Here is a 24402-nt window from a genome sequence, read left to right as displayed (position 1 = left end):
ATAATCTCCTTAGGCCGCAATGGCGTTCATAATTGCCGGTACGGACAGTTCAGCCAGTGGGATCTCTGCCACCTGTTTGCGATCGCGCATAATAATGACCCGATCGGCATAACCCACCAGCTCTTCCAGTTCGGACGAAATAACCAGCAGAGCGAGGCCATCAGCACACAGCGTTTCGATCAAGCGAATGATCTCCGCATGCGCACCGACGTCGATCCCACGCGTCGGTTCATCAAGGATCAAGAACTGTGGTTTAGTCAGTAGCCAGCGTGACAACAGTACTTTTTGCTGATTACCGCCGGAGAGAAATTCGATCGGCTGTTCTGCGTTCGGCGTACGAATGCCGAGCTGGCGGATAAAGCGCTCGGCGATCTCGTTTTGTTCTTTACGGGGAATGGGCCGCAGCCAGCCTCGCTGCGCCTGCAGGGCCAGAATGATATTTTCCCGCACCGAAGCAGCGGCAATAATGCCATCCGTTTTCCTGTCTTCCGGGCAGAAGCCGATCCCCAGGCACGAGGCCTGATGCGGCGATCGCAGGGTCTGCGGTTTACCTTTGATCAGCGCACTGCCACTGTCGGCAGGTTTAATACCGAAGATCACTTCCGCCGTTTCTGTCCGCCCCGAACCCAGCAACCCCGCCAGGCCAACGATCTCGCCGGGCCGAACCTGCAAATCAAAAGGTGCGATCGTGCCTTTCTTGCCAAAATTACTGAATGCCGCCACCGGCTTATCACTCAACAGCGTGCGACCTGCGCGCTGTAACGCATGGGTATCCAGCTCACGACCCAGCATCATTTTCACCAGTTCGATCTGTGGTAGTTCTCGTGTTTCACGGCACCCAACGAAGCCGCCGTTACGCAGAACGGTGATCCGATCGCTGACCTGATAAACCTGATCGAGAAAATGGGTGACGAAAATCAGGCTGACGCCGCGATCGCGCAGATGACGCATTAGTCCAAACAGCATTTCAACTTCCTGGGTATCCAGGCTGGCGGTGGGCTCATCAAGGATCAACACTTTCGCGGAGAGATCGATTGCCCGGCAGATGGCGACTATCTGCTGCATCGCGACGGAAAAGCGGTTAAGCGGTTCGCGAACGTCGAGAGAAAAACCGTAAGAGGCCATCAGCTCTGTCGCACGCTTTTCCATCTGTTTACGTTGCAACAGGCCAAAGCGCCGCGGCTCACGGCCAATAAACAGATTATCCGCTACCGACATATTGGGCAGCAGGTTCACTTCCTGATAAACGGTGCCAATCCCCAGTTGCTGGGCGTGGGCGGTATTTTTGGGGGAAATCGTCTGGCCTTCGAGCCAGATAGTGCCACGATCGGCATGGTAAACGCCGGTCAGCGCTTTGATCAGCGTCGATTTTCCGGCTCCGTTTTCTCCCAACAGCGCCATAATCTCGCCACGACGCAAGCTGAAATCCACGTTATCCAGCGCTTTGACGCCGGGAAAGAATTTACTTAATCCTTCGGTTCGGAGGATTTCCTGGTGCTGTTCGGTGGTCATGGTTCCCCCTCTATCAACTGCCGGATGGCGACGCTCGCATCTTATCCGGCCTACAATACACTCGCCTGTAGGCCGGCCATCCAGCATTGTTCCTCACGCTAACGACTTAGTAGCCCATGTTTTTCTTCTTCTCTAACTCTTCTTTGGCGGTATCAGGCAGATAGAGGATTGATTTGGTAATGGTCAGCTTCTCGGGCATCGTGCCGTCTTTTTTGAATTTCTCCAGCGCGTCGAATGCCGGACCAGCCATATTTGGCGTCAGCTCGACGCTGGCGTTGGCTTCGCCGTCAATCATCGCTTTATAGATATCCGGTACGCCGTCAATTGAACCGGTGAGAATATCTTTGCCCGGCTTCAGGCCTGCTTCTTTAATCGCCTGAATAGCCCCAATCACCATGTCATCGTTATGGGCGTAAACCATGCAGATGTTCTTGCCGTTGTTTTCCGCTTTGATAAAACTTTCCATAACTTCTTTACCTTTACTGCGGGTAAAGTCTCCGGACTGGGAGCGAATAATTTTGATATTTGGCGCGTTGGCAATGGCTTCAGCAAAGCCTTTTTTACGGTCGATTGCCACGCTGGCACCGACGGTCCCTTGCAGCTCAACGACGTTACATGGCTTGCCGTTCACTTCTTTAATCAACCAGTCGCCGATCAATTTACCTTCCAGCACGTTATCGGCGGTGACAGTGGTCATATAGAGAGATTTGTCTTTTACATCGATGGAACGATCGAGCAAAAAGACTGGAATTTCGGCATCTTTAGCTTCTTTTAATACTGGCTCCCAACCCGTTGCTACGACCGGTGCAATGAAGATGGCATCCACGCCCTGGGCAACGAATGAACGTACTGCTTTAATCTGGTTTTCCTGCTTTTGCTGACCGTCGGCGATTTTCAGCGTAATACCGCGCTTCTCGGCCTCGCTTTTCGCCACGTTGGTTTCTGCGGCGCGCCAGCCGGACTCAGACCCGACCTGCGAAAATCCTACGGTTAAAGGGGCTGCCATTGCCATAGACGACATGGCTGCTGAAACTGCTGTGACTAAAAGTAAGCGCTTCCACATAAGTGCGTCCTCGTAGGGTGATTATTGTTGATTAATAAACAGTCGCGAAAAAACTATAGACAATCGAGCATGTAACGAATTGAGTTACATCACACTTCAAAAAAGTAAATAAAACGTTAATCACAAGTTTGTAATCGCTTTCATTACCCTATGAAAAATGCGACTGAACTTATGGATTTTTCTGTCATGCAAACAGTGTGAAAAAGAGAAATTCAGAGGAACTAAATCGAAAAACAAGCGGAGACATTCAGCGCGAGTTGGCTATAATACCCGCCACTTGTTTGCCATAGCATATTTAAAGGAAACAGACATGAGCTTACTCAACGTCCCTGCCGGTAAAGATCTGCCGGAAGATATCTACGTTGTTATCGAGATCCCTGCGAACGCAGATCCGATCAAATACGAAGTTGACAAAGAGAGCGGCGCCCTGTTCGTTGACCGCTTCATGTCCACTGCGATGTTCTACCCATGCAACTACGGTTACATCAACCACACCCTGTCTCTGGATGGTGATCCGGTAGACGTTCTGGTCCCGACTCCGTACCCGCTGGAGCCAGGTTCAGTCATCCGCTGCCGTCCGGTTGGCGTACTGAAAATGACCGACGAATCCGGTGAAGATGCGAAACTGGTTGCAGTACCGCACACCAAACTGAGCAAAGAATACGATCACATCAAAGATGTGAACGACCTGCCGGACCTGCTGAAAGCGCAGATCACTCACTTCTTCGAGCACTATAAAGACCTCGAAGCGGGCAAATGGGTGAAAGTTGACGGTTGGGACAACGCAGAAGCTGCAAAAGCTGAAATCGTTGCATCCTTCGAGCGCGCCGCGAAGAAATAAGTTCGCTTGTGCTGATAGCCCTGAACACCAGACTCTGGTTAGTAAGGGTTTTTTTATGTCTGTGCTTTCCCCCTTCCGTTTCCTCACGCAACCTGCTGGTTCCTTTTTGACCTACCAAATCGGGTAGTCACATTTCATTTATCTTATTTGCGAATAAGATTCGATCTCATTATCATTCGCAACACGTAAATAAATGTGAATAAACGTCAATGAACCTCCACAATGTGAAGTCCCTGAAATGCTATTCCGGTGTGGCCTTCGCCACAGCGCTGCTATTTACCACTCTGTCCGGTTACGCAGGTACGCTGCCTGAGAAAGATTTTCTGACCCGCGATGTCGGTAACGGCGTGTATGAACTGGCGGTTGATGGCCAACAGAATGCACTTTTTGCTGCCTCGTCGCCGTCGTTTGATAAGGATAAAACCAGTGGGCTGATCTATAAACTCGATCTGGAGAAACTCACCACTACAGAAGTTATTACTACCAGCCGTCGCGCTTTTGCTACCGCGCTGGATGCAGAAAATCATGTTCTGTATGTCGGAAATACGCTGGAAGGTTCAGTAACGCTAATCGATACCCGCAGCGGTAAAGAGCTGGCGATACTACAACTGAGCGAGACCAAAAGCCCGAAAGACATTATCCATACCCGTGAAATGGTGCTCGATAAGCAGCATCACCGTCTGTACATTTCCGGCGTCGCAGAAAAAGGAATTGTCTGGGTAGTAGATACGCAAAAGCGTGAAAAAATTGCCACTATTGAAAATATGGGTGAATACCCGACCGGCATGGCTGTTGATGCCGATAAAGATCGCCTGTATGTCGTTAATGGCAGAAACGAGTTGATTACTCTGGATACCACCAGCCATAAAATTATTAACCGCTTTACCATTGAACCTGCCAAAAAACATTTCTTCCTGAATATCGCTCTTGATGCGAAAAATAATCGTGCATTCCTCACCGATCCTGATCTCGCGGACGTACTGGTTGTTGATATTAATAACGGAAAAGTCATTGCGCCAATTAAGGTAATTAATTCTCTTGCCGTGTTATATAACGAAAAACGTCAGGAAGTTTACATCACCCACCGCAATGCAAAACGAGTCAGCATTGTGGACAGCAAGACCTATCAGGTGAAACAAAGCATTGAAACCAATGCATTACCAAACAGTCTTGCGCTATCGACAGATGCTAACTCCTTGTATGTCAGCGTAAAACAGCCAGAAAAAATGATTGGCGTGAAGCCCGACTATGTGCTGAAAATCGATCTCTCTAAATATTAATAATCAAAAATCATTCTTTCACCTTGTCGCCAAAACGACGACAAGGTGACGTTGTTATTTTTACTTTTCAGGTGTCTTATATTATGAAAACGCGTCAACTTATTACGCTGACAGGGATCGTTGCACTCTCTGGCGGTGTTATATTCCCCTCACAGGCCGAGGAATTAAGTGAAACTTCTCGCAACAGTGAAGATGAAATGGTAATCACCGCATCCGGTTTCTCACAACAAAAACGTGAAGCCCCGGCGACCATTTCCGTTATCGATCGTAAAACACTGGATATTCAACCCGACCGTAACATCGGTGAAGCAATAAAAAATATTCCCGGCGTTTCAGTTACCAACAGCAGCGGTATGAATGCTGGCAGCATTATGATCCGCGGGATGGACCCGTCCTATACCGCATTCATGGTCAACAGCGTCAAACAAAACACCGGCGAGTCACGCCCGTACGGACACGATATTGGTACCGAAGCCAACTTCTTACCGCCGATGGAGGCCATTGAGCGTATCGAGGTTATTCGCGGGCCGATGTCATCGCTGTACGGATCAGATGCCATCGGCGGCGTGGTGAACGTTATCACTAAAAAGCCTTACGGTACAAAGGACTGGACGACGGCAATTGCCGCTAATACCTGGCTTCAGGAACACCAGTATCTGGGCAATACCAGCCAGATGAATCTGTTCACTATGGGTCCCATTATCCCTGATGTTCTGGGATTAAGCGTGGCGGCAGACTGGCTCGACCGACGCGATGACGATCGCAACAATTACTTTGGCAAGCATAACCGTAAATCCATGGATATGACGCTGGGTCTGGCCGCCAGCGAAAATAACCTGTTCGACCTCAACGTCGTCACCGGTGAACAAGAGAAAAACCGCACCCAGAAACGTGGCGCGCCGTGGTCATGGCTGTTCGATCGTAACGCCGTCACCCTCACTCATACCGGCTGGTACGCAGAAGATACCGTCGCGACAACCAATTACATTAACTACGAAAAAGGCCGGTCAAAATACGTTTACGACGGGCAATCACCGCAGTATGTGCAGATGGAAAACTACGTCGCCAACTCGCAAACCACCATCACTCTCGACAACCACAAGCTGACCGTCGGGGCGAATTTTACCCGTGAAGAGTTAAACGACCGCTTTGATGTGGCAAACAAAACGCTGCCGGGTTCAGAACCCGTGACCAAAGTCAGCCGCAACGGTTGGGCGCTGTTTGCTGAGGACGGTTGGAGTATTGATGATTTTATCCTGACTACGTCAGCGCGTATGGATCAGGATGATAATTTTGGGACACATATTACGCCAAAAATGTACGGCAACTGGGCATTCAGCGATGCCTGGGCGCTGAAAGGCGGCGTTTCCGCAGGGTATAAAAAACCAGAGCTGCGCGCGACCTCCAGCGACTTCGTCACGCCTTACGGCTCAACTGTGCCTTATCCGTTCCTGACGGTGGGTAATGACGACCTGAAACCGGAGAAAAGCGTTAACTCTGAGCTGGGTCTCTACTGGACAGGCAATACATTGTCGCTGGATAGCACCGTCTTCTATACCCAGTTCAAAGATAAAATTGCCGAGCAAACCATTTGCGAAACCACGGCGACAAATCAGTGCTCCGTAAATGGTTACAAGGCAGATTCCGTCAGTAAGTACTTCAACGTTAGCGAGGCGGATGTATACGGTGTGGAGCTCAACGCCGACTGGCAAATCAGCGCGGATATTAAAGCTAACGCCAACTACACCTGGAACCACAGCGAGCAGAAAAGTGGGGTAAATAAAGGCTACGCGCTGAACGATTACCCACGCCATATGGCAAATCTGTCGCTGAACTGGACGGCAACACAAAGTCTGGACGTATGGAGTACGGTGAATTATCGCAGCAGTAACCGCAACAGTGGCAACAACTATAAGTACGATGACTACACGATGGTAGACGTAGGCGTACGCTATAAACTCAATAAAAATACACAGCTGATGGCGGGTATCTACAACCTGCTGGATGAGGATCCGAAGCTGACTACCGCGTGGAATGAGTCCGCTCAGGTGGAAGGACGTCGCTATAACCTCGGCGCGCGAGTGGAGTTTTAAGCCCTGTAATAAAACAACGCCACCCGAGGGTGGCGTGTTCATATTAGTACTGGTCTCTGTCTAACCAGTTACCGCTTTCAATCAGCGTTAACCCCTCGACCGGACGTTGGTACACGTACATCCATGCACTTCCGTACGGCGTCTGAATTAACTGGCGTGCATACTCGCCGCCTCGCGTACGCAGAGCATCAAGCTCTGCCAGCGTAGCGTTGTCAATACGATAAACTTCCCCGTGTACCGATCCGTTTCCCGGAACTGCGCCTGGATAGTGGCCCAGACTATACAACTGGTAGTTCTCGATATTGAAATCACCCAGCAACTGGGCGTTGGTCATCCAGTGGCTGTTGCCCTGTTTGCGTCGTAAACTACCGTAGACAAATATTCGCATTGCTAAAACTCAAACTGATAGAGCAAATCAAGTGCCTGATCTACGCCAGACACGGCTTCCAGATATAGCTTAGGCATCAGACGATAACGTAGCGTGAGTGTCGCTAAGGAGTCAAATATACCCACACCATATTTCACCTGCAGACCTGGCAGTACGTATCCGCTGACAACCACCTGAGATGAGTCGCCCACCCCTTGTGTGTCCAGTGCCAGATTGCTTACGCCAAATGTCTCCCCGATTTTACCCACAACCTGACCACTTTGTGCAACCCCCAGACCAATAAGCATTGATGTCATTGCCGCACTGTCGCTCTGCTCGCTGTCCAGTCCTTGCCCACGAAGCAGGTAGGAAAGCGCCATTTGCTGTGACATCGCCGGGTCAGAGAAGATCTCCGCTTTCGGTTCATCAGCAGTACCCGTAACGCGAACACCAGCAATGACGTCGTCTTCAGTGGCATCCGGGTTACGAATCGCCTCGATGTTGAGCAACGGCTGGTCCGGCGGGCCGGAGAACAACAGCTCGCCTTTGCGCACAATAAGATCCTGACCATAAGCATGGAAGCGACCGCTCGGGATGTTAATCTGCCCGTTAAGCCCCAGCCCCTGCTTGTCCTGCGCCACTTTCAGATCGCCTGTCAGTCTTGCTTTCAGACCAAACGCATCGATGCGCACGTTGTTGCCTACATGCACGATCAGATTGCTGTTGATCGGAATACCCGCACTCTGTGGCTTCTCAGGCTGAAGATCGTTATTGAGCATTACCATATCGCTGGAGACACCCACCGCGCTTTCCGGCAGGTCATGCACCACAATACGCGCCCACGGTACATCAACGCTACCATCCAGCGTGAATAAACTTGGCGTGGCTTCGAAGACCACATCCGGAGATACATCCAGACGAACCATTGGCGGCACGGTGATACGAACGCGGCTGCCTTTAGCCGCGATACGCGCCCGCCAGTTGTCTATCTGAGTCCAGTCGGCGTCACCACTCAGGTTAATCTGTCCCTGCTGCGTGCGCACCACGCCCGCAATCGTCGAACGTGACCCCGTGAAATTAATCGCCAGCTGGCTTGGCTGCATGTCAAATGGCATAAAGTTGCCGTCAATGTCCAGACCACTAAGCTGTAACTGTCCGAGCAACTGCGGGCTTTGCACATCGCCGCCGAGGCGCAGGTTAGCGTTTAACATCCCCGCAGCTTTTTCACCACGCGAGAAGATGGGATTGACCATCGCCAGATTAAAGTTACGGATATTAACGTTACCGCCAAGGTTGCGTCGCCCTTGCGGATCGGTAACCTGCACCTGCCCGTCAAACTGTCCGTTATTGGTCAGGCGAATCAGCCATCCCAGTTCGGCACGGTTATTATGCAGGTCAGCGGTCATATTCAGCGTTTCAAATGCCACCGGCAACGGTGCATCATTGACGCTTTGTGTGACCTTCACGTTACGCCCGCTTAGCGTTACCTTTCCCTGTGGCAACCCTTCTTTAGTTGTGTCCCAGCTTACATCGGCTTTACCGCTGAACACGCCGCTCGCCTGCGTGGTATCTGGCATAAACGGTTTCAGCATCGCCAGATCGAAGCGGTTCAGATTAACCACTGCACGTCCTTCAGCACCGGCATCAATCGTCTGCGGCACGCACAGTTCAGCGTTTGGATTGTTCCAGCAGTGCGGCCCGATGCTGATTTTCTGTTCCTGATTACGGTAATCCAGCGCTATCGCGCGGTTCAGCGACCACGGACCAACCGGCGTCTGGAAGCGGGTATTGCTCAAGGCTCCTTTCCAGCGCTGTTCTTTGCGATCAAAACTCCCTGCCAGGTCAAGCTGCCCGGAGACCGGCTCCCCCTGAATACGCAGCTGCAGCTCATGCTGCTTTTCGCTGCCTTTGGCATTCAGGGTAACGAGATTGATATTCACATCAGGTTGCACAATCCGCTCTACGCGCACGTTGAGGCTACCGGCGATTTGTTCAGCCGATTTCACATCGCCTTCAACGCGCACCTGGGCAACGGAGAGTTCCTGCCAGCGCAGGCCACGGGCGGTGATATCCGCCAACAGTTGCGGCGCTTCCACCGTACCGCGAATTTTGACCAGACCTTTCGCCGTACCGCCTAACCCCGGTAGCGCGTTATCCAGGCCCGGAGCATCAATCATCGCGTCGAGATTGAGATCTTTTACCCCCAGTTCACCTTTCACCTCGGCGCTGTTACGCCCCAGTTCCAGGTGCAGGTCTGGGATTGTCCACTGCAGGTAACTGTTCCCTTTCAGTGAGCCATTCACATTAACCTTGTTCTGTTTAACGTTACCGGTCAGCTTTAGCTCCGGAACCTCCATCTGCCAGGTTCCGCCATACAAGCTACCTCGGGTTTTCACCAAACCATTCAGTTTTGACGGCCAGTCCGGAAGCTCTTTCGCAGTGTTAATACCATCCAGCGTCAGTTCTCCACGCCAGCTTATAGCCTGCTGCCAGTCAAGCAACGCTTTGAGTTCGGTTTTCCCCTCCAGCGCCGCCACGGTAAGTTTGTCGAGATTAATCTGCTGTTCGTTGCCTTTAGCATCCAGCGTAATGGTTGCCGGAGGAATGTCCTGTCCCTTCACTGCTGTGCGCATCGACAGCGTATAGTCCGTCATTTTGCCGGTCAGTTTGAGCTTGATATCATCGGCCTGGAATTGCTTATCGCCAGTAAACGGCCAGTAAACCTGTTTGCTGACGACGTCCAGATTGAGCGGTAATCCTGCTTCCGCCAGGCGCGTCTGTGCGCGCAGATCCATATCCACCGGGCCGGATAGATTAACACCCACTTCCAGTTGTTCGCGCAGCGCGCCACCAACCTTCAGCTTCACCTTTTCGCCTTTTAACGGGTCAATGTTCAGCGTGCTGTTCAGCGTAATATCGACTGGCCAAGCATCGGTCAGTTGCGCCGTACCACTGGCGTTCACCGTCCCCTGGCTGGAGTCGATATCCAGCGCATCGAGCTTCATATTGCCGTCAATGCTGCTCACTTTCAGCAACATGTTGTGTACTGTCAGATCGGTATCCCCAGTCACGCGCAGTTGCTCGCCGCGGAATTCTTCAATATTGAGATTCAGCGGCAGGTGAACATCGGTCATTTCCGGTAGGACCGGTTTTGAGAACAGATCTTTGAGCGTTTCACCCAACGGTTTCTCATCCGGCTGCGGATTCTGGATCTTCGGCTCAACAACCTCTTCCTGGGCGACTTCCGCCACTTTAGGCAGTGCAATCAGCAGGCCCTGTAATGACGTTGGCTTCAGGGTCAGCGTTTTTTCCTGCCAGTTCAGGCCGGAAGTAAAATCCAGCACGGAAACGGTGGTGTCATCAATTTTGATATTGATGTTGTTAAGCGCCACGCGTGAAAGCGTGATGGGATAAGGCGTTGACAGATTAAGCGGGCCGCTATCCTCTTCCTCCACCGGAGCAGAAGGCGGCATTTTTTTACTGTCGATAGCCACGTTAATATCTTTTAGCGACAGATCATTGACGCACAGACTGCTGTTCCACAGACAGTTGAGGCCGACGGCCAGATGCACTTCACCCGCATTCACCGCCACGCCAGGCTGATCGTAGCGGATATTTTTCAGCGATAAATCCCGCCAGCCGCCAGTGACCTGGCCTATCTCCAGCCCCGGAACCCAGCGATTAGCCGCCTTAAAGAGCAGATGCAGACCCGAGGTTGTACCCACGAGAAACGCTACGGTGCCTAACAACAGCAGGATAAAAATCAGAACGCCGAGGCTTATCTTCTTCCATAAACTCATAATTCAGGCCCCAGACCGATGTAAAACTGTAAACCATGCTCATCTTTGTCGTCGACAGGTACAGCAAAATCGAGCTTGATAGGTCCTACCGGTGACTGCCAGCGCACACCAACCCCGGCACCGGTTTTAAAATCACTTCTGCGGATATCGCTGACCGCTTCACCGCTATCAACAAACATCGCACCCCACCATTTTCCGGTCACGTTGTACTGGTATTCCAGCGATCCTGTCGCCAGTTTCGAGGCCCCTTTCAGTTTGCCGTCGCTGCCTTCAGGCGCAATAGATTTGTATTTGTAACCGCGAATACTGCGGTCGCCCCCGGCGAAGAAACGCAGATCCGGTGGTACTTTGTCGAAGTCTCCGGTTTCAATCCAGCCGAGGTTACCGCGCATCACAAAGCGATGACGGTCGTACAACGTGCGGATCCAGACGTTCTGTGCCTGGAAGACGGAGAAATCGACATCTGAACCCCAGGCGGTATTCGAGTAATCGATGGAATAGCGCTGAGAATCCCCCCAGACGGGCATCAGACCGCCGCGCGAGCGCGTCCGGCTAATCATCACACCAGGATAGAGCAGCATGGTGGTATTGGTTACATTACCTTGGGTAAAGTGGTCGAGGCTCCAGCGCAGGTTAATTGCGCGTTGCCAGCCGCTGGAGAGATCCCAGTAGCGAGAGACGGCAAGCGTGGTGGAGTCCTGCTCGGTATCGTTCAAATCGGTACGTTTAAATCCCCCCTGAACCAGGTAGTACTGCTCCAGTGGGTTCTTTAACAGCGGCATTTTATAACTGAAATCAAGAACCTGTTCAGGCGCAGAAACGCTGACGCTGGTCGCCAGACTGTGACCGTACGAGTTCATCCACGGTTTTTTCCACGTGGTTTTTAACCGTGGCCCGACGTCGGTGGAATAGCCGACCCCGGTTTCAATGGTGTTTTCCGTGCGTGGCGAGACCACGCCTTTCAGCGGCAACACTTTGGTTTTGCGGGCTTTGTCGAATTCCGGCGCGACCACTACAGAATTAAACCAACCGGTTGCCGAGAGACGACGGTTCAGCTCCGCCAGATCTTTCGATTCGTACTCTTTGCCTTCTTTGAACGGCACCAGATTTTGCAGATACTCATCGCGAATCTGCGATCCTTCAAAGGTGACATGTCCAAAACGATAACGCTCTCCGCTGTTGTAATCGATATCCCAGAATGCCTGGCGACGATCGAGCGCGATCCCGAGTTGGCTTTTATTAAATTCACTGTCGAAATAGCCCTTACGCAGCGCCACGCTGGTTAGCGACTTTTTGAAGCTGTCATAGTCGCCTTGATTCAGCACAGTGCCGATGGCTGGACGCGTTTTTAGCAGGTCCAGATAATCTCTGTCAGTGCGCGCCCCACCGCGTAAAATGACGTCGGTTCCGCCGATCAGTACCGGTTCACCGGGTGTCACTTTGGCAATCAACACCTGACGTCCCTTCGCCGGTGGTGGACGCAATTCAAAATCAATGGTCGGCTCAAAATAGCCCAGCGCTTTTAGCCCTTCGCGAATAGCATCATCGACGCGCGCACGAAAACGGCGGTCAGGCGTGACTTCATCACTCTGAATCGTGGATAACTGCGCACGGACGTTTTTTTCCAGCGGTCCCGATAATCCCTCGACCTGTAAGCGAACATTCGCAGCGGCGGCTGAGCCACTTAAGCACAGTAACCCCACCCAACATAACTGACGGATATGTGGCACATTTTCTCCTGAATATCCTTTTTTCCCACCCCTGGAAAAAAATACTATGCCGTTCCTGGGCTTAACAAAAAATCAACAATAAGAGTTGAAAAACAGACGACAACCCAAATATTTCTTATGTTTAACTCTAGACGTATTCACACCGTTTATTGTGGGCAAAGACGCGTCTTGTTACAACCTTAACCCAAATGACTGATTTCGGGAGAACGGCCATGAGTTTATTTGATAAAAAGCATCTTGTTACTCAAGCAGATGCATTACCTGGACGCAACACCCCGATGCCAGTGGCAACGCTGCATGCGGTTAACCAACATTCAATGACCAACGTGCCCGACGGTATGGAGATCGCCCTTTTCGCCATGGGCTGTTTCTGGGGCGTAGAACGTTTGTTCTGGTCACTCCCCGGCGTGTACAGCACTGCAGCCGGATACACTGGCGGCTATACCCCCAATCCAACCTATCGGGAGGTTTGTTCTGGTGATACGGGCCATGCTGAAGCAGTACGTATCGTCTATGATCCGCATGTTATCAGCTACGAACAGCTACTGCAGGTATTCTGGGAAAATCACGACCCGGCGCAAGGTATGCGTCAGGGCAACGATCAGGGTACTCAGTATCGTTCCGCAATTTATCCATTAACTCCGGAGCAAAATACCGCAGCCCAGGCCAGCCTTGAACGCTTTCAGGCAGCGATGACCGCAGCCGGTGATGATCGTCCTATTACAACGGAAATCAAAACGGCAACCCCGTTCTACTATGCCGAAGACGATCACCAGCAGTACCTGCACAAAAATCCTTATGGATATTGCGGCATTGGCGGCATTGGGGTTTGCCTGCCGCCACAAGGATAAATATCAGCCTCTGGCGACTTTACAGTCGCTTACGCTATACTAGCTTCTGAATTTACCGGCTCACTTCCACGAGCCGGTTTTCAATGAATATTCCATTGGATTTATACTCTATGGATTTCGAGTTGCAGAAAGGCGGCAAACTCGTGAATCCCCAGGAGCATAGATAACTATGTGACTGGGGTGAATGAGTGCAGCCAACGCATCTGCAGCTTGAAAGACGACGAGTATCAACTTCTCCCTTCCGAGGATCTGGCCTTAACGGTCGGATAAGATATGTTAAACAGTATTTTAGTCATTCTCTGCCTGATCGCCGTGAGTGCGTTCTTCTCGATATCCGAGATCTCGCTTGCCGCATCACGCAAAATTAAACTTAAGCTGCTTGCCGATGAAGGCAATATCAATGCACAACGCGTTATGAAGATGCAGGAAAATCCCGGCATGTTCTTCACCGTGGTGCAAATTGGTCTTAACGCCGTCGCCATTCTTGGCGGTATCGTGGGGGATGCTGCGTTTTCTCCGGCTTTTTACGGCTTGTTCTCGCAATACTTCGCTCCAGAGCTGTCCGAACAGTTGAGCTTTATCCTCTCGTTCTCACTGGTAACTGGCCTGTTCATCCTGTTCGCGGATTTAACCCCGAAACGCATCGGTATGATTGCGCCAGAAGCTGTGGCTTTGCGTATCATCAACCCGATGCGCTTCTGCCTGTTCGTGTTCCGCCCGCTGGTGTGGTTCTTTAACGGCCTGGCAAATAACATTTTCCGCCTGTTTAAGATCCCAATGGTGCGCAAAGATGACATCACCTCAGACGATATTTACGCCGTGGTAGAAGCTGGCGCGCTGGCGGGTGTACTGCGTAAACAGGAACATGAGCTGATTGAAAATGTGTTCGAGCTGGAATCCCGTACCGTCCCGTCTTCCATGACATCACGTGAAAACGTCATCTGGTTCGATCTGCACGAAGACGAGCAGAGCCTGAAGAACAAAGTTGCGGAACATCCGCACTCCAAGTTTCTGGTGTGTAATGAAGATATCGACCACATCATTGGCTATGTGGACTCCAAAGATCTGCTTAACCGCGTACTGGCAAACCAGAGCATGGCGCTAAACAGCGGCGTGCAGATCCGCAATACACTGATTGTACCGGATACGCTGACGCTCTCAGAAGCGCTGGAAAGCTTCAAAACTGCAGGTGAAGACTTTGCCGTCATCATGAACGAGTACGCGCTGGTAGTAGGGATTATCACGCTTAACGACGTAATGACCACGTTGATGGGTGACTTAGTCGGTCAGGGCCTTGAAGAACAGATCGTAGCGCGTGATGAGAACTCCTGGCTGATTGACGGCGGTACGCCGATTGATGACGTGATGCGCGTGCTGGATATCGACGAGTTTCCACAGTCTGGCAACTATGAAACTATCGGCGGTTTCATGATGTTTATGCTGCGTAAAATCCCGAAACGCACCGACTCGGTGAAGTTCTCAGGCTATAAATTTGAAGTGGTGGATATCGATAACTACAAGATCGATCAGCTGCTGGTGACGCGACTGGACAGCAAACCCAGCGTCCTGGTGCCGAAACTGCCGGATGCAAAAGAAGAAAGCAAAGCCTGAATGTCCTGAGTGTAAAAACATCAACGGCTCCTGTTTAAGGAGCCGTTTTTTATATACCACTTACACTACTGCATAGCACTTTGGTCAAGCCATCTCAGTTTGCAGACGCAAAACCTGACGGTTAACTTCGGACATCACAGAGAAATGCTGTTTGTCCTTCACTTTTGGGATAAGAATCTTACCCTTATCAAATTCAAAAGCGCCTACATCCTTGATATATAACCGTCCACGAAACAGGATCTTCACGTACTTCGCCACCTGCAGCGGGTTGTATCGTTGGAAAATTTTCATTGTTGTCTCCTGCTGAGCATTACGCCTTTGCGGTACCACAATCGGTCCGACAATACTCAGGCGCAAATTTTAATGCCCTATGACTATAGACTATCTCTACGATGTTTCCAGCGTGTATAAGTTTATTTACCTTCAGGTTACAATTATTCAGAATTATCTTTTCATCCATTCGCTGTCTTCAGTATAAGCCTTCATTTTTCACAGGATTTGTGCGCCCGTCCGCAAACTGGCATCGCACTTGCGGGAAAAAGCATCATTCGCACATATGATTAAATTCCAGACCCAAGTGGTCGGATCACCTGCAAAATATAAAGAAAGAAGGAAACACCATGACCTTACAAAAACTGCTGGCGGTATCATGCCTGCTGCTACCCATGATGGCCTCCGCACATAAGTTTGAAACCAACCAGCGCGTGCCGCCGGTGGGGATTACCGATCGCGGTGAACTGGTGCTTGATAACGATAAGTTTAGTTATAAAAGCTGGAATAGCGCGCAGTTGCCAGGGAAGGTACGCATTGTGCAACACATTGCCGGACGCACTTCTGCCAAAGAGAAAAACGCGACGTTAATCGAGGCAATCAAAGCGGCAAATCTGCCGCACGATAAATACCAGACCACCACCATCGTCAATACAGACGACGCCATTCCAGGCTCCGGCATGTTCGTTCGCAGCAGCCTTGAGAGTAATAAGAAGCTCTATCCCTGGTCACAGTTTATTGTCGACAGTAACGGTGTTGCGCGTAAAGCCTGGCAACTGGATGAAGAAAGTTCAGCCATCGCGGTACTCGACAAGGATGGCCGCATTCAGTGGGCAAAAGATGGCGCATTGACGCAGGAAGAGGTGCAGCAGGTTATTGCCCTGCTGCATAAGTTGCTCAGTAAATAGAGACCCGGAAGCCGGGGTTAAGAAACGATTCACGCGGAGTGTAATCCAGGGGTTTCCCCTGCCAGTCGTGAACGTGCGCCCCGGCTGCTGCGGCAACAGCGTGGCCTGCGGCAGTATCCCAAACATTGGTTGGCCCAAAGCGCGGGTACAGCTGTGCCTGCCCTTCAGCGACCAGACAAAACTTCAGCGACGATCCAATCGACGTGGTCTGATGCTCGCCTAATTGTTGCAGATACTCTTTTAGCTCATTGTCAGCATGCGAACGGCTGATCACCACCAGCGGTGGACGCGCGTCGCGTACCCGGATTTGCTTGCGCACGCCGTACTCTTCTTTCCACGCCTTACCTTCCGCCGCGCTGTACATCACGTTCATCACCGGCGCATACACCACGCCCAGAACCGGTTTTCCCTTCTCAATTAGCGCAATATTCACGGTGAATTCGCCGTTACGTTTGATGAACTCCTTCGTTCCGTCCAGAGGATCAACCAGCCAGTAGCGCTGCCAGTGCTGACGTATATCCCAGCCCGGGGGAGCCTCTTCTGATAAAACCGGAATATCTGGCGTCAGGGCCTGTAATCCTTCGAGGATCACCATGTGCGCGGCAATATCCGCCGCAGTGACCGGAGAATCATCCTGCTTGCTGGTGATCTCTATCGGTTTGATTCCATCGTAGACCTGCATAATGGCATCGCCCGCGTTCCGTGCAAGCTGGCATACATGTTCTAGCATTCTCCACCTCGTTTACACCCGTCATACTTCAAGTTGCATGTACGTTGGCTGCGTTCCTGCAACTCGAATTATTTAGAGTATATATCAGTGATGTTAACTCGTTGTTTTACTTATACCCGATCGTCAGGGGATCCGCCAACTGTGATAGCGTCTGCGGTTTTAAACGCTAACTTCATGTCATGATTCACAGTTCTGTAAGCAAGAAGATTTATATACATTTTCTTTTGTGGCTTAGATCTTAAAAAGGATGCCCCTGATGATTAAGTTTAGTGCAACGCTTCTGGCCACGCTGATTGCAGCCAGCGTGAATGCTGCAACCGTCGATCTCCGCATAATGGAAACCACTGATTTGCATAGCAACATGATGGATTTCGATTATTACAAAGATACACCAACTGAAAAATTCGGTCTGGTGCGTACGGCAAGTTTGATTAATGCCGCCAGGGGTGAAGTAAAAAACAGCGTTCTGGTCGATAACGGCGATCTGATTCAGGGCAGCCCTCTCGGGGATTACATGGCGTCCAAAGGGCTTAAAACTGGCGAGACTCACCCGGTCTATAAGGCGCTCAATACTCTCGATTACGCGGTGGGCAACCTCGGCAACCATGAGTTTAACTATGGGCTGGAGTATCTGCATAAAGCGCTCGCTGGCGCAAAATTTCCCTACGTTAACGCCAATATCATCGACGTTAAGACCCAAAAGCCGCTGTTTACCCCTTACCTGATTAAAGACACTGAAGTTGTCGATAATGAGGGCAAAAAGCAGACACTGAAGATTGGCTATATCGGCTTTGTACCCCCGCAGATCATGACCTGGGACAAGGCTAATCTCAGCGGTAAAGTGACGGTGAATGACATTACCGAAACCGCACGTAAGTATGTGCCGGAAATGCGCGAAAAAGGCGCTGATGTGGTGGTAGTGATTGCTCACTCCGGTCTCTCTGCCGACCCATACCAGACCATGGCGGAAAACTCTGTTTATTACCTCAGCGAAGTCCCGGGCGTGGATGCGATTATGTTTGGCCACGCTCACGCCGTTTTCCCGGGTAAAGACTTTGCCAGTATCAAAGGCGCAGATATTACCAAAGGCACGTTGAACGGTATTCCTGCAGTAATGCCAGGCATGTGGGGCGATCATCTGGGCGTGGTGGATCTGGTACTGAACGACAACAGTGGTAAATGGCAGGTCACCCAGGCGAAAGCCGAGGCGCGTCCCATTTATGACGCGGCGGCTAAAAAATCCCTGGCTGCCGAGGACAGCAAGATAGTTGAGATCCTGAAAGCCGATCACGACGCCACGCGTGAGTTTGTCAGTAAGCCAATCGGAAAATCTGCCGATAACATGTACAGCTATCTGGCATTAGTGCAGGACGATCCGACCGTCCAGGTCGTGAATAACGCGCAAAAGGCCTACGTTGAACACTTTATCCAGGGTGATCCAGACCTGGCAAAACTGCCGGTACTTTCTGCCGCTGCGCCGTTTAAGGTTGGCGGACGTAAAAACGATCCGGCAAGCTTTGTGGAAGTCGAAAAAGGCGAGCTGACTTTCCGTAATGCCGCCGATCTCTATCTGTATCCGAATACCCTGGTGGTGGTAAAAGCCAGCGGTAAAGAAGTGAAAGAGTGGCTGGAATGTTCCGCCGGGCAGTTTAATCTGATTGATATTCACAGCAACAAACCCCAGTCGTTAATTAACTGGGACGGCTTCCGTACCTACAACTTCGACGTGATTGACGGCGTGGATTATCAGATTGATGTTTCACAACCCGCCCGCTACGACGGCGAGTGCCAGACCGTGAACGCCAAAGCAGAGCGTATTAAAAATCTGACCTTTAACGGTAAACCTATCGATCCTGACGCGACCTTCCTGGTAGCAACCAACAACTATCGCGCCTACGGTGGCAAGTTCGCCGGTACCGGCGACAGCCATATCGCGTTTGCTTCACCGGATGAAAACCGCTCAGTGCTGGCGGCATGGATAGGTGCCCAGACGAAGAGTGCAGGTGAAATTCACCCAGCGGCGGATAATAACTGGCGTCTGGCGCCGATCCACAGCGATACGAAACTGGATATTCGCTTTGAAACGTCGCCGTCCGATAAAGCCGCCACGTTTATCAAAGAGAAAGGGCAGTATCCGCTGAAGAAAGTCGCCACCGACGATATCGGTTTTGCCATTTATCAGCTGGATTTGAGTAAGTAACGTTAATGCCGGATGACGGCTAACGCCTTGTCCGGCTTAAAAATTGTGTACGCACACAGGCCGGATAAGCGAAACGCCATCCGGCAACATATCATGCAACCCGCTCTTCCCTCAGTGCCAGAACCTGCGGCAAATTCATTTCAATCCAGTCCGCCAGTGCAGCAACTTTATCACTCACCTGCTCACCCAACGGCGTGAGACTGTACTCAACATGCGGCGGAACCACCGGATACGACACCCGGTTGATAAACCCGTCCTGCTCCAGCGCCTGCAGGGATTGCGCCAGCATTTTTTCACTAACGCCGCCCATCTTGCGACGTAAATCACTGAACCGGTGCGTACCATCACGCAGCGCCACCAGAATCAACACGCCCCAGCGGCTGGTGACGTGTTTTAACACCTCGCGGGAGGGACACTGTTCGGCAAATAAGTTGCCGTCACGCAATTGCTGAGAAAGTGTCGAAGTTGTCATATTCATACTTACCTTTTTGTACGTACTTACTAAAAGTAAGTTTAAGTGCTAGCTTTACTAAACACAAGACAAACACCAAGGAGTTCCCCATGATTGCGATTACCGGTGCCACTGGTCAACTGGGCCAACACGTTATTGAAGCCCTGCTGAAAACCGTACCCGCCAGCCAGATTGTGGCCATTGTGCGTAACCCAGCCAAAGCTACTGCACTCAGCCAACAGGGTATTACCGTCCGTCAGGCGGATTACATCGACGAAGCCGCTTTCACTACAGCATTGCGGGGGATCGACAAGCTGCTGCTGATCTCGTCCAGCGAAGTTGGGCAACGTACCCCACAGCATCGCAACGTGATTAACGCGGCAAAAGCCGCTAATGTGAAATTTATTGCCTATACCAGTCTGTTGCATGCCGACAGCTCTCCGCTGGGGCTGGCAGCTGAACACGTGGAAACCGAGAAAATGCTGGCTGACTCCGGCATTGCTTATACCCTGCTGCGTAACGGCTGGTATACCGAAAACTATCTGGCCAGCGCGCCAGCCGCGCTGGAGCACGGCGTGTTTATTGGTGCTGCGGGCGAAGGCAAAATCGCCTCAGCGACCCGTGCCGACTATGCTGCCGCTGCCGCACGTGTCATCAGTGAAGACGCTCACGCCGGTAAGATCTACGAGCTGGCGGGCGATGAGGGCTGGACCCTGAGCCAACTGGCCGCCGAACTGGCAAAACAGAGTGGCAAAAAAGTGGTGTATCAAAACCTGAGTGAAGCCGATTTTGCCGCTGCGCTGAAAGGTTTTGGTTTGCCTGCCGGACTGGCGGATATGCTCGCCGACTCTGACATCGGTGCCTCAAAAGGTGGTCTGTTCGACGACAGCCACACCCTGAGCCAATTAACCGGTCACCCGACAACTTCTCTGGCGGACAGCGTCAAAGGCATCGTGTAAGTGTTAAAAATCGGTTAATTATGGTGGCATCCCCGCGTATCCTCTCTGATAATGAAAGACGATGCGTGGGGAGAGAAAACGTGCAAGGTGTACCTGAGCAGTTCATTGATGAGAAAGACAGCGCCCGCTTTCGCCATCTGGCGCAGGTTCCGGGCGTTGAGTTGTATCATGCGCACATCTCCCGTTATGCCTTTGAACCACATACCCACGAAGCCTTTGGCATAGGCGCGATTGAAGCGGGTGCAGAACGTTTTCGCTATCGCGGTACGCAGCACGTTGCTCCTGCCCACTCCGTCGTCACCATGAATCCTGATGAGCTGCACACCGGAGAGGCGGCAACCGCCGACGGCTGGCGCTATCGGATGGTCTACCTCGAACCCGACCTTCTGGAAGACATCACCGGGATCCGCCACTGGTGGTTTCATGATGTTACGCGCCACGATCCGCTACGCTCGTACCAGATCTGCTCACTTATCCACGGCCTGTGGAATACCGAGGATCCGCTGGCGCAAAAAGGGTTACTGCTCGATCTGATTGATACATTCCAGCCTCTGGCCCGTCATGCGCCGGTACAACTGGAAGGCGCCCATCGCTTTGAGCGCGTACGCGAATATCTACACGACAACTACATGCACCCGGTGACGCTCGACGAACTGGCCCGCGTTGCCTCGCTGAGTCCCTGGCATTTTCAGCGCCAGTTCAAATCTCATTTCCACGTCACGCCACACCAGATGCTGATGGCGATCCGCCTGTGGCGTGCCAAATGTTTTCTTACTCACGGCATGCCCGCTGCAGATGTCGCCGCAGCGACTGGCCTGACCGACCAGTCGCATCTCACCCGCGCATTTACTCATCGTTACGGCATTACGCCTGTACGCTACCAGAAACAGGTTTTTTCGCGCTAATGCGCAATCTCATACAATACGTGGCCATTTTGCCTGCCTACACTGCTCGCAATGTTAAGCGATTTGGATGTCAAAAATGATTAGCGGTGTGTTGTACGCCCTGCTGGCCGGGCTGATGTGGGGATTAATTTTTGTCGGGCCGCTGATCGTGCCGGAGTATCCGGCAGTATTGCAGTCGATGGGACGCTATCTGGCGCTGGGACTGATCGCCCTGCCGATCGCCTGGCTGGGCCGCGGACGTCTGCGCCAGCTGGCGCGTAAAGACTGGATGACCGCACTGACGCTGACGATGATGGGTAACCTGATTTATTACGTTTGCCTGGCCAGTGCGATCCAACGCACCGGCGCGCCGGTCTCAACAATGATCATTGGCACATTACCGGTGGTGATCCCGGTATTCGCCAACCTGCTCTACAGTCAACGTGATGGCAAATTATCGTGGTGGCGCTTAGCCCCTGCCCTGGTGCTAATCGGCATTGGTCTGCTGTGCGTGAATATTTCTGAGCTGAATCAGGGACTGCCTGATTTTAGCGGTTGGAGATACGGTTCCGGTATCGCGCTGGCGCTGGTTTCCGTAGTGTGCTGGGCGTGGTATGCGCTACGTAATGCCCGCTGGCTGCGAGAGAATCCCGATAAGCATCCAATGATGTGGGCAACAGCGCAGGCACTGGTAACGCTTCCCGTCTCCCTGCTGGGATACGTTGCGGCCTGTCTGTGGCTAAATGGACAAACACCAGATTTCTCTCTGCCCTTCGGCCCACGTCCGGGCGTGTTTATCGGTCTGATGGTCGCCATTGCGGTACTGTGTTCGTGGGTGGGAGCATTGTGCTGGAACGTCGCCAGTCAGAAGTTACCAACGGTGATCCTCGGGCCGCTGATTGTCTTTGAAACGCTGGCGGGCCTGTTCTACACCTTTATTCTGCGCCAGGAGATGCCGCCGCTGCTGACCCTGAGTGGCATCGTGCTGCTGGTTGTGGGTGTGGTGGTCGCCGTCAGGGCCAAACCGGAAAAACCAAGTGTCGTCGCGGTTTCACCATCATAATGAGCCGGATAGTACTACGCTAATCCGGCCTACAGGATATTTTCTTGTAGGCCGGAGCAGACGTTAAACTTTAAACACCGCCACCGTCTGATTCAGGCGTGCAGCCTGCTCTTCTAGCGCGGCAGCGGCAGAAGCAGACTCTTCCACCAGCGAGGCATTTTGCTGCGTCACGCGGTCCATCTCAGCAACCGCCTGACCTACCTGATCAATACCCCGACTCTGTTCATCTGAGGCGGATGCAATCTCACCCATGATGTCAGTCACCCGGCTGACGGCACTGACTATTTCCGCCATCGTTTCACCGGCTTCATGCACCAGCGCAGTACCGGCGTTGACCCGGTTACCGGAATCATCAATCAGCGCCTTAATTTCTTTCGCCGCCTGGGCGCTGCGCTGCGCCAGCGTACGCACTTCTCCTGCTACCACAGCAAAACCGCGCCCCTGCTCACCGGCTCGCGCCGCTTCTACCGCCGCGTTCAGTGCAAGAATATTGGTCTGGAAGGCAATACCGTCGATAACATTGGTAATTTGCGCAATTTTACTCGAACTGGTGGCGATCTCATCCATAGTGCGCACCACACCATCGACCACAGCGCCACCTTTCTGCGCCGTCTGTGAGGCATTTTTTGCCAGACTGGTTGCCTGCCGCGCATTGTCCGCATTCTGTTTCACGGTAGCGGTAAGCTGCTCCATACTGGCAGCCGTCTCTTCAAGAGAGGCGGCCTGTTGTTCAGTACGGGAAGAGAGATCATTACTACCCGCAGCGATTTCCCCCGCGCCGGTGTAGATGGTATCTGCCCCATCGCGTACGACGCCAACCGTGTTTGCCAGCGCCTGTTGCATATCACGGACATTACGCGCCAGTAGCGCCATTTCATTACTGCCCTCGGCGCTGATACCGTGGGTCAGATCGCCAGCGGCAATATGGCGGATGTGCCCAATTACCTCATGGAGTGGCCTCAGCAGTACGCGTTGCATGGCTATCCAGCTGACGACAATAACGGTTATCACGATCAGCATCACCGCGGACAACAGCCAGATAATCTTCTGATAGTCCTTCTCGTTATCCTGTACACCAGCATTTGCCAGAGCAGATTGCGCAGCGCGCCATTCCTGATAAACCCCCTGCATCGCCGTCTGCTTTTGCTCAGCATTCTGTTTAAACATCTCCTCCAGTTTGCCTTCAGCGAGCAGCGCATTCATTTTTGCCAGCGTTGCAGAATAGATGCCGTATTGCTCTTCGAGCCGGTCAGCCAGATGCTCATCCAGACCCGGCGTTTCCGGCAAGGCATAGTATTTATCGTAATGATCTTTGGCATCATTCAGCAGGCGATTTGCTGTATTCACCAGTTCCTTCAACTGGCCACCGTTAATTTCATTCGCCATCGTCCCTTGCAAACGCAGCATACCCCGATTGAGCGTGACGCGAGCCTGGTTCAGGCTAATCCAGGCATCAGTAAACTCGGCCACATTCTGGCTGGAAAGCTGAGACACGTTAAAGTTTTGCTTGTCGTTATTGAGCGCGCCAATAAAAACGCCTGCGGAAATGAGCTGCATTGCGCCCAGGGCGAGTAACACGGTGATAAGTAAGGTTATCACTTTGATTCGTTTGAACATCTGTTGCCTTTTTATTATGCAGGTATTGTCTGAGGTCTAACTATCGGCAGCGGCGTCCGCTTATTTAATCTTGTGACGCGGTTTTTTTCGCCGTTTTTCCCCTTTTCAATAAGATTCAGCATGTTAAAGAGATAAGAAATTTTCGTGACAACCATCACATAATCCTCTGCCC

At 51.9% G+C, this 24402-nt stretch carries 19 protein-coding genes; 10 read left to right on the top strand and 9 right to left on the bottom strand.

Going from position 1 to position 24402, the window contains the following annotated elements:
• Positions 1 to 9: 9 nt before the first annotated feature.
• The gene (gene ytfR / locus OGY01_RS17070) at positions 10 to 1512 is read right to left on the bottom strand and encodes a galactofuranose ABC transporter, ATP-binding protein YtfR (RefSeq protein WP_045439104.1); all 1503 of its coding nucleotides are present in this window, start codon (positions 1510 to 1512) and stop codon (positions 10 to 12) included.
• Positions 1513 to 1618: 106 nt separating this feature from the next.
• Positions 1619 to 2575: a galactofuranose ABC transporter substrate-binding protein YtfQ gene (gene ytfQ / locus OGY01_RS17065; protein WP_048222286.1), complete on the bottom strand. Its 957-nt coding sequence runs from the start codon at positions 2573 to 2575 to the stop codon at positions 1619 to 1621.
• Between the two features lie 310 nt (positions 2576 to 2885).
• Between ytfQ and ppa the strand changes: the two genes are divergently transcribed.
• From ppa to OGY01_RS17050, 3 genes are all read left to right on the top strand, one after another.
• Entirely contained in the window at positions 2886 to 3416 is a 531-nt protein-coding gene (ppa, locus tag OGY01_RS17060) for an inorganic diphosphatase (protein ID WP_045439097.1), read from the top strand.
• A gap of 209 nt (positions 3417 to 3625) precedes the next feature.
• Positions 3626 to 4696, top strand: coding sequence for a 7-bladed beta-propeller protein YncE (gene yncE, locus OGY01_RS17055; protein WP_353622516.1), 1071 nt, complete (start codon positions 3626 to 3628; stop codon positions 4694 to 4696).
• Positions 4697 to 4779: 83 nt separating this feature from the next.
• Positions 4780 to 6789: a TonB-dependent receptor domain-containing protein gene (locus OGY01_RS17050; protein WP_286493420.1), complete on the top strand. Its 2010-nt coding sequence runs from the start codon at positions 4780 to 4782 to the stop codon at positions 6787 to 6789.
• 43 nt (positions 6790 to 6832) lie between these two features.
• Here the strand turns inward: OGY01_RS17050 and OGY01_RS17045 are convergent, their stop codons facing one another.
• Genes OGY01_RS17045 through tamA form a run of 3 tightly spaced genes read right to left on the bottom strand, consistent with a single transcriptional unit; the run spans position 6833 to position 12686 of the window.
• On the bottom strand, positions 6833 to 7177 hold the full coding sequence (locus tag OGY01_RS17045) for a gamma-glutamylcyclotransferase family protein (protein ID WP_045439093.1): 345 nt from the start codon (positions 7175 to 7177) through the stop codon (positions 6833 to 6835).
• 2 nt (positions 7178 to 7179) lie between these two features.
• Positions 7180 to 10956, bottom strand: coding sequence for an autotransporter assembly complex protein TamB (tamB, locus tag OGY01_RS17040; protein ID WP_286493419.1), 3777 nt, complete (start codon positions 10954 to 10956; stop codon positions 7180 to 7182).
• The gene (gene tamA, locus OGY01_RS17035) at positions 10953 to 12686 is read right to left on the bottom strand and encodes an autotransporter assembly complex protein TamA (protein WP_048222294.1); all 1734 of its coding nucleotides are present in this window, start codon (positions 12684 to 12686) and stop codon (positions 10953 to 10955) included. Before tamA ends, tamB begins: the two co-directional genes overlap by 4 nt.
• A gap of 212 nt (positions 12687 to 12898) precedes the next feature.
• Here tamA and msrA point away from each other — a divergent pair, with 212 nt between their 5' ends.
• Together msrA and paeA are read left to right on the top strand one after the other, a co-directional pair.
• Complete coding sequence (gene msrA, locus OGY01_RS17030) at positions 12899 to 13537, top strand: peptide-methionine (S)-S-oxide reductase MsrA (RefSeq protein ID WP_045439078.1); 639 nt, start codon at positions 12899 to 12901, stop codon at positions 13535 to 13537.
• A 273-nt stretch (positions 13538 to 13810) separates the two neighbouring features.
• Positions 13811 to 15148, top strand: coding sequence for a polyamine export protein PaeA (gene paeA, locus OGY01_RS17025; RefSeq protein WP_045439075.1), 1338 nt, complete (start codon positions 13811 to 13813; stop codon positions 15146 to 15148).
• Between the two features lie 84 nt (positions 15149 to 15232).
• Here paeA and OGY01_RS17020 read toward each other — a convergent pair whose 3' ends face one another.
• Positions 15233 to 15439, bottom strand: coding sequence for a DUF1107 domain-containing protein (locus OGY01_RS17020; protein WP_041143739.1), 207 nt, complete (start codon positions 15437 to 15439; stop codon positions 15233 to 15235).
• A gap of 329 nt (positions 15440 to 15768) precedes the next feature.
• On the opposite strand from OGY01_RS17020, the gene OGY01_RS17015 reads away from it, so the two are divergent.
• Positions 15769 to 16326, top strand: a complete 558-nt coding sequence (locus OGY01_RS17015; RefSeq protein ID WP_045439061.1) for a YtfJ family protein — start codon at positions 15769 to 15771, stop codon at positions 16324 to 16326.
• Here OGY01_RS17015 and cysQ read toward each other — a convergent pair.
• Positions 16316 to 17056 carry a 3'(2'),5'-bisphosphate nucleotidase CysQ gene (gene cysQ / locus OGY01_RS17010; RefSeq protein ID WP_045439058.1) on the bottom strand — a complete coding sequence of 247 codons (741 nt, stop codon included), beginning with the start codon at positions 17054 to 17056 and terminating at the stop codon, positions 16316 to 16318. The genes OGY01_RS17015 and cysQ overlap by 11 nt on opposite strands.
• Before the next feature lie 256 nt (positions 17057 to 17312).
• Between cysQ and OGY01_RS17005 the strand changes: the two genes are divergently transcribed.
• Positions 17313 to 19256 (top strand): bifunctional 2',3'-cyclic-nucleotide 2'-phosphodiesterase/3'-nucleotidase, encoded by a 1944-nt coding sequence (locus OGY01_RS17005; RefSeq protein WP_286493416.1) that lies wholly within the window; start codon positions 17313 to 17315, stop codon positions 19254 to 19256.
• 91 nt (positions 19257 to 19347) lie between these two features.
• Here OGY01_RS17005 and OGY01_RS17000 read toward each other — a convergent pair whose 3' ends face one another.
• Positions 19348 to 19728, bottom strand: coding sequence for a winged helix-turn-helix transcriptional regulator (locus OGY01_RS17000; RefSeq protein ID WP_045439054.1), 381 nt, complete (start codon positions 19726 to 19728; stop codon positions 19348 to 19350).
• Positions 19729 to 19817: 89 nt separating this feature from the next.
• Here OGY01_RS17000 and OGY01_RS16995 point away from each other — a divergent pair, with 89 nt between their 5' ends.
• From OGY01_RS16995 to OGY01_RS16985, 3 genes are all read left to right on the top strand, one after another.
• Entirely contained in the window at positions 19818 to 20666 is an 849-nt protein-coding gene (locus OGY01_RS16995) for an SDR family oxidoreductase (RefSeq protein WP_286493414.1), read from the top strand.
• Between the two features lie 80 nt (positions 20667 to 20746).
• The gene (locus tag OGY01_RS16990; RefSeq protein ID WP_045439051.1) at positions 20747 to 21571 is read left to right on the top strand and encodes an AraC family transcriptional regulator; all 825 of its coding nucleotides are present in this window, start codon (positions 20747 to 20749) and stop codon (positions 21569 to 21571) included.
• A 76-nt stretch (positions 21572 to 21647) separates the two neighbouring features.
• Entirely contained in the window at positions 21648 to 22613 is a 966-nt protein-coding gene (locus tag OGY01_RS16985) for a DMT family transporter (RefSeq protein ID WP_286493438.1), read from the top strand.
• Positions 22614 to 22676: 63 nt separating this feature from the next.
• On the opposite strand, the gene OGY01_RS16980 is transcribed toward OGY01_RS16985, so the two are convergent.
• Entirely contained in the window at positions 22677 to 24230 is a 1554-nt protein-coding gene (locus OGY01_RS16980; RefSeq protein ID WP_045439045.1) for a methyl-accepting chemotaxis protein, read from the bottom strand.
• Between the last annotated feature and the right edge of the window lie 172 nt (positions 24231 to 24402).

Source organism: Citrobacter sp. Cm038, assembly GCF_030333105.1.
GTDB lineage: Bacteria > Pseudomonadota > Gammaproteobacteria > Enterobacterales > Enterobacteriaceae > Citrobacter > Citrobacter murliniae.
The sequence above is the reverse complement of the archived record's forward strand: the minus strand, read 5'-3'. Positions and strand labels throughout refer to the sequence as shown.

Coding starts and splice junctions, on each gene's coding strand:
- OGY01_RS16995 (WP_286493414.1), top strand. CDS start 19,818: ATGATTGCGATTACCGGTGCCACTGGTCAACTGGGCCAACACGTTATT.
- OGY01_RS17050 (WP_286493420.1), top strand. CDS start 4,780: ATGAAAACGCGTCAACTTATTACGCTGACAGGGATCGTTGCACTCTCT.
- OGY01_RS16985 (WP_286493438.1), top strand. CDS start 21,648: ATGATTAGCGGTGTGTTGTACGCCCTGCTGGCCGGGCTGATGTGGGGA.
- OGY01_RS17015 (WP_045439061.1), top strand. CDS start 15,769: ATGACCTTACAAAAACTGCTGGCGGTATCATGCCTGCTGCTACCCATG.
- yncE (WP_353622516.1), top strand. CDS start 3,626: ATGAACCTCCACAATGTGAAGTCCCTGAAATGCTATTCCGGTGTGGCC.
- OGY01_RS17005 (WP_286493416.1), top strand. CDS start 17,313: ATGATTAAGTTTAGTGCAACGCTTCTGGCCACGCTGATTGCAGCCAGC.
- paeA (WP_045439075.1), top strand. CDS start 13,811: ATGTTAAACAGTATTTTAGTCATTCTCTGCCTGATCGCCGTGAGTGCG.
- tamB (WP_286493419.1), bottom strand. CDS start 10,956: ATGAGTTTATGGAAGAAGATAAGCCTCGGCGTTCTGATTTTTATCCTG.
- cysQ (WP_045439058.1), bottom strand. CDS start 17,056: ATGCTAGAACATGTATGCCAGCTTGCACGGAACGCGGGCGATGCCATT.
- OGY01_RS17000 (WP_045439054.1), bottom strand. CDS start 19,728: ATGACAACTTCGACACTTTCTCAGCAATTGCGTGACGGCAACTTATTT.
- msrA (WP_045439078.1), top strand. CDS start 12,899: ATGAGTTTATTTGATAAAAAGCATCTTGTTACTCAAGCAGATGCATTA.
- OGY01_RS17045 (WP_045439093.1), bottom strand. CDS start 7,177: ATGCGAATATTTGTCTACGGTAGTTTACGACGCAAACAGGGCAACAGC.
- ppa (WP_045439097.1), top strand. CDS start 2,886: ATGAGCTTACTCAACGTCCCTGCCGGTAAAGATCTGCCGGAAGATATC.
- OGY01_RS17020 (WP_041143739.1), bottom strand. CDS start 15,439: ATGAAAATTTTCCAACGATACAACCCGCTGCAGGTGGCGAAGTACGTG.
- OGY01_RS16980 (WP_045439045.1), bottom strand. CDS start 24,230: ATGTTCAAACGAATCAAAGTGATAACCTTACTTATCACCGTGTTACTC.
- ytfQ (WP_048222286.1), bottom strand. CDS start 2,575: ATGTGGAAGCGCTTACTTTTAGTCACAGCAGTTTCAGCAGCCATGTCG.
- ytfR (WP_045439104.1), bottom strand. CDS start 1,512: ATGACCACCGAACAGCACCAGGAAATCCTCCGAACCGAAGGATTAAGT.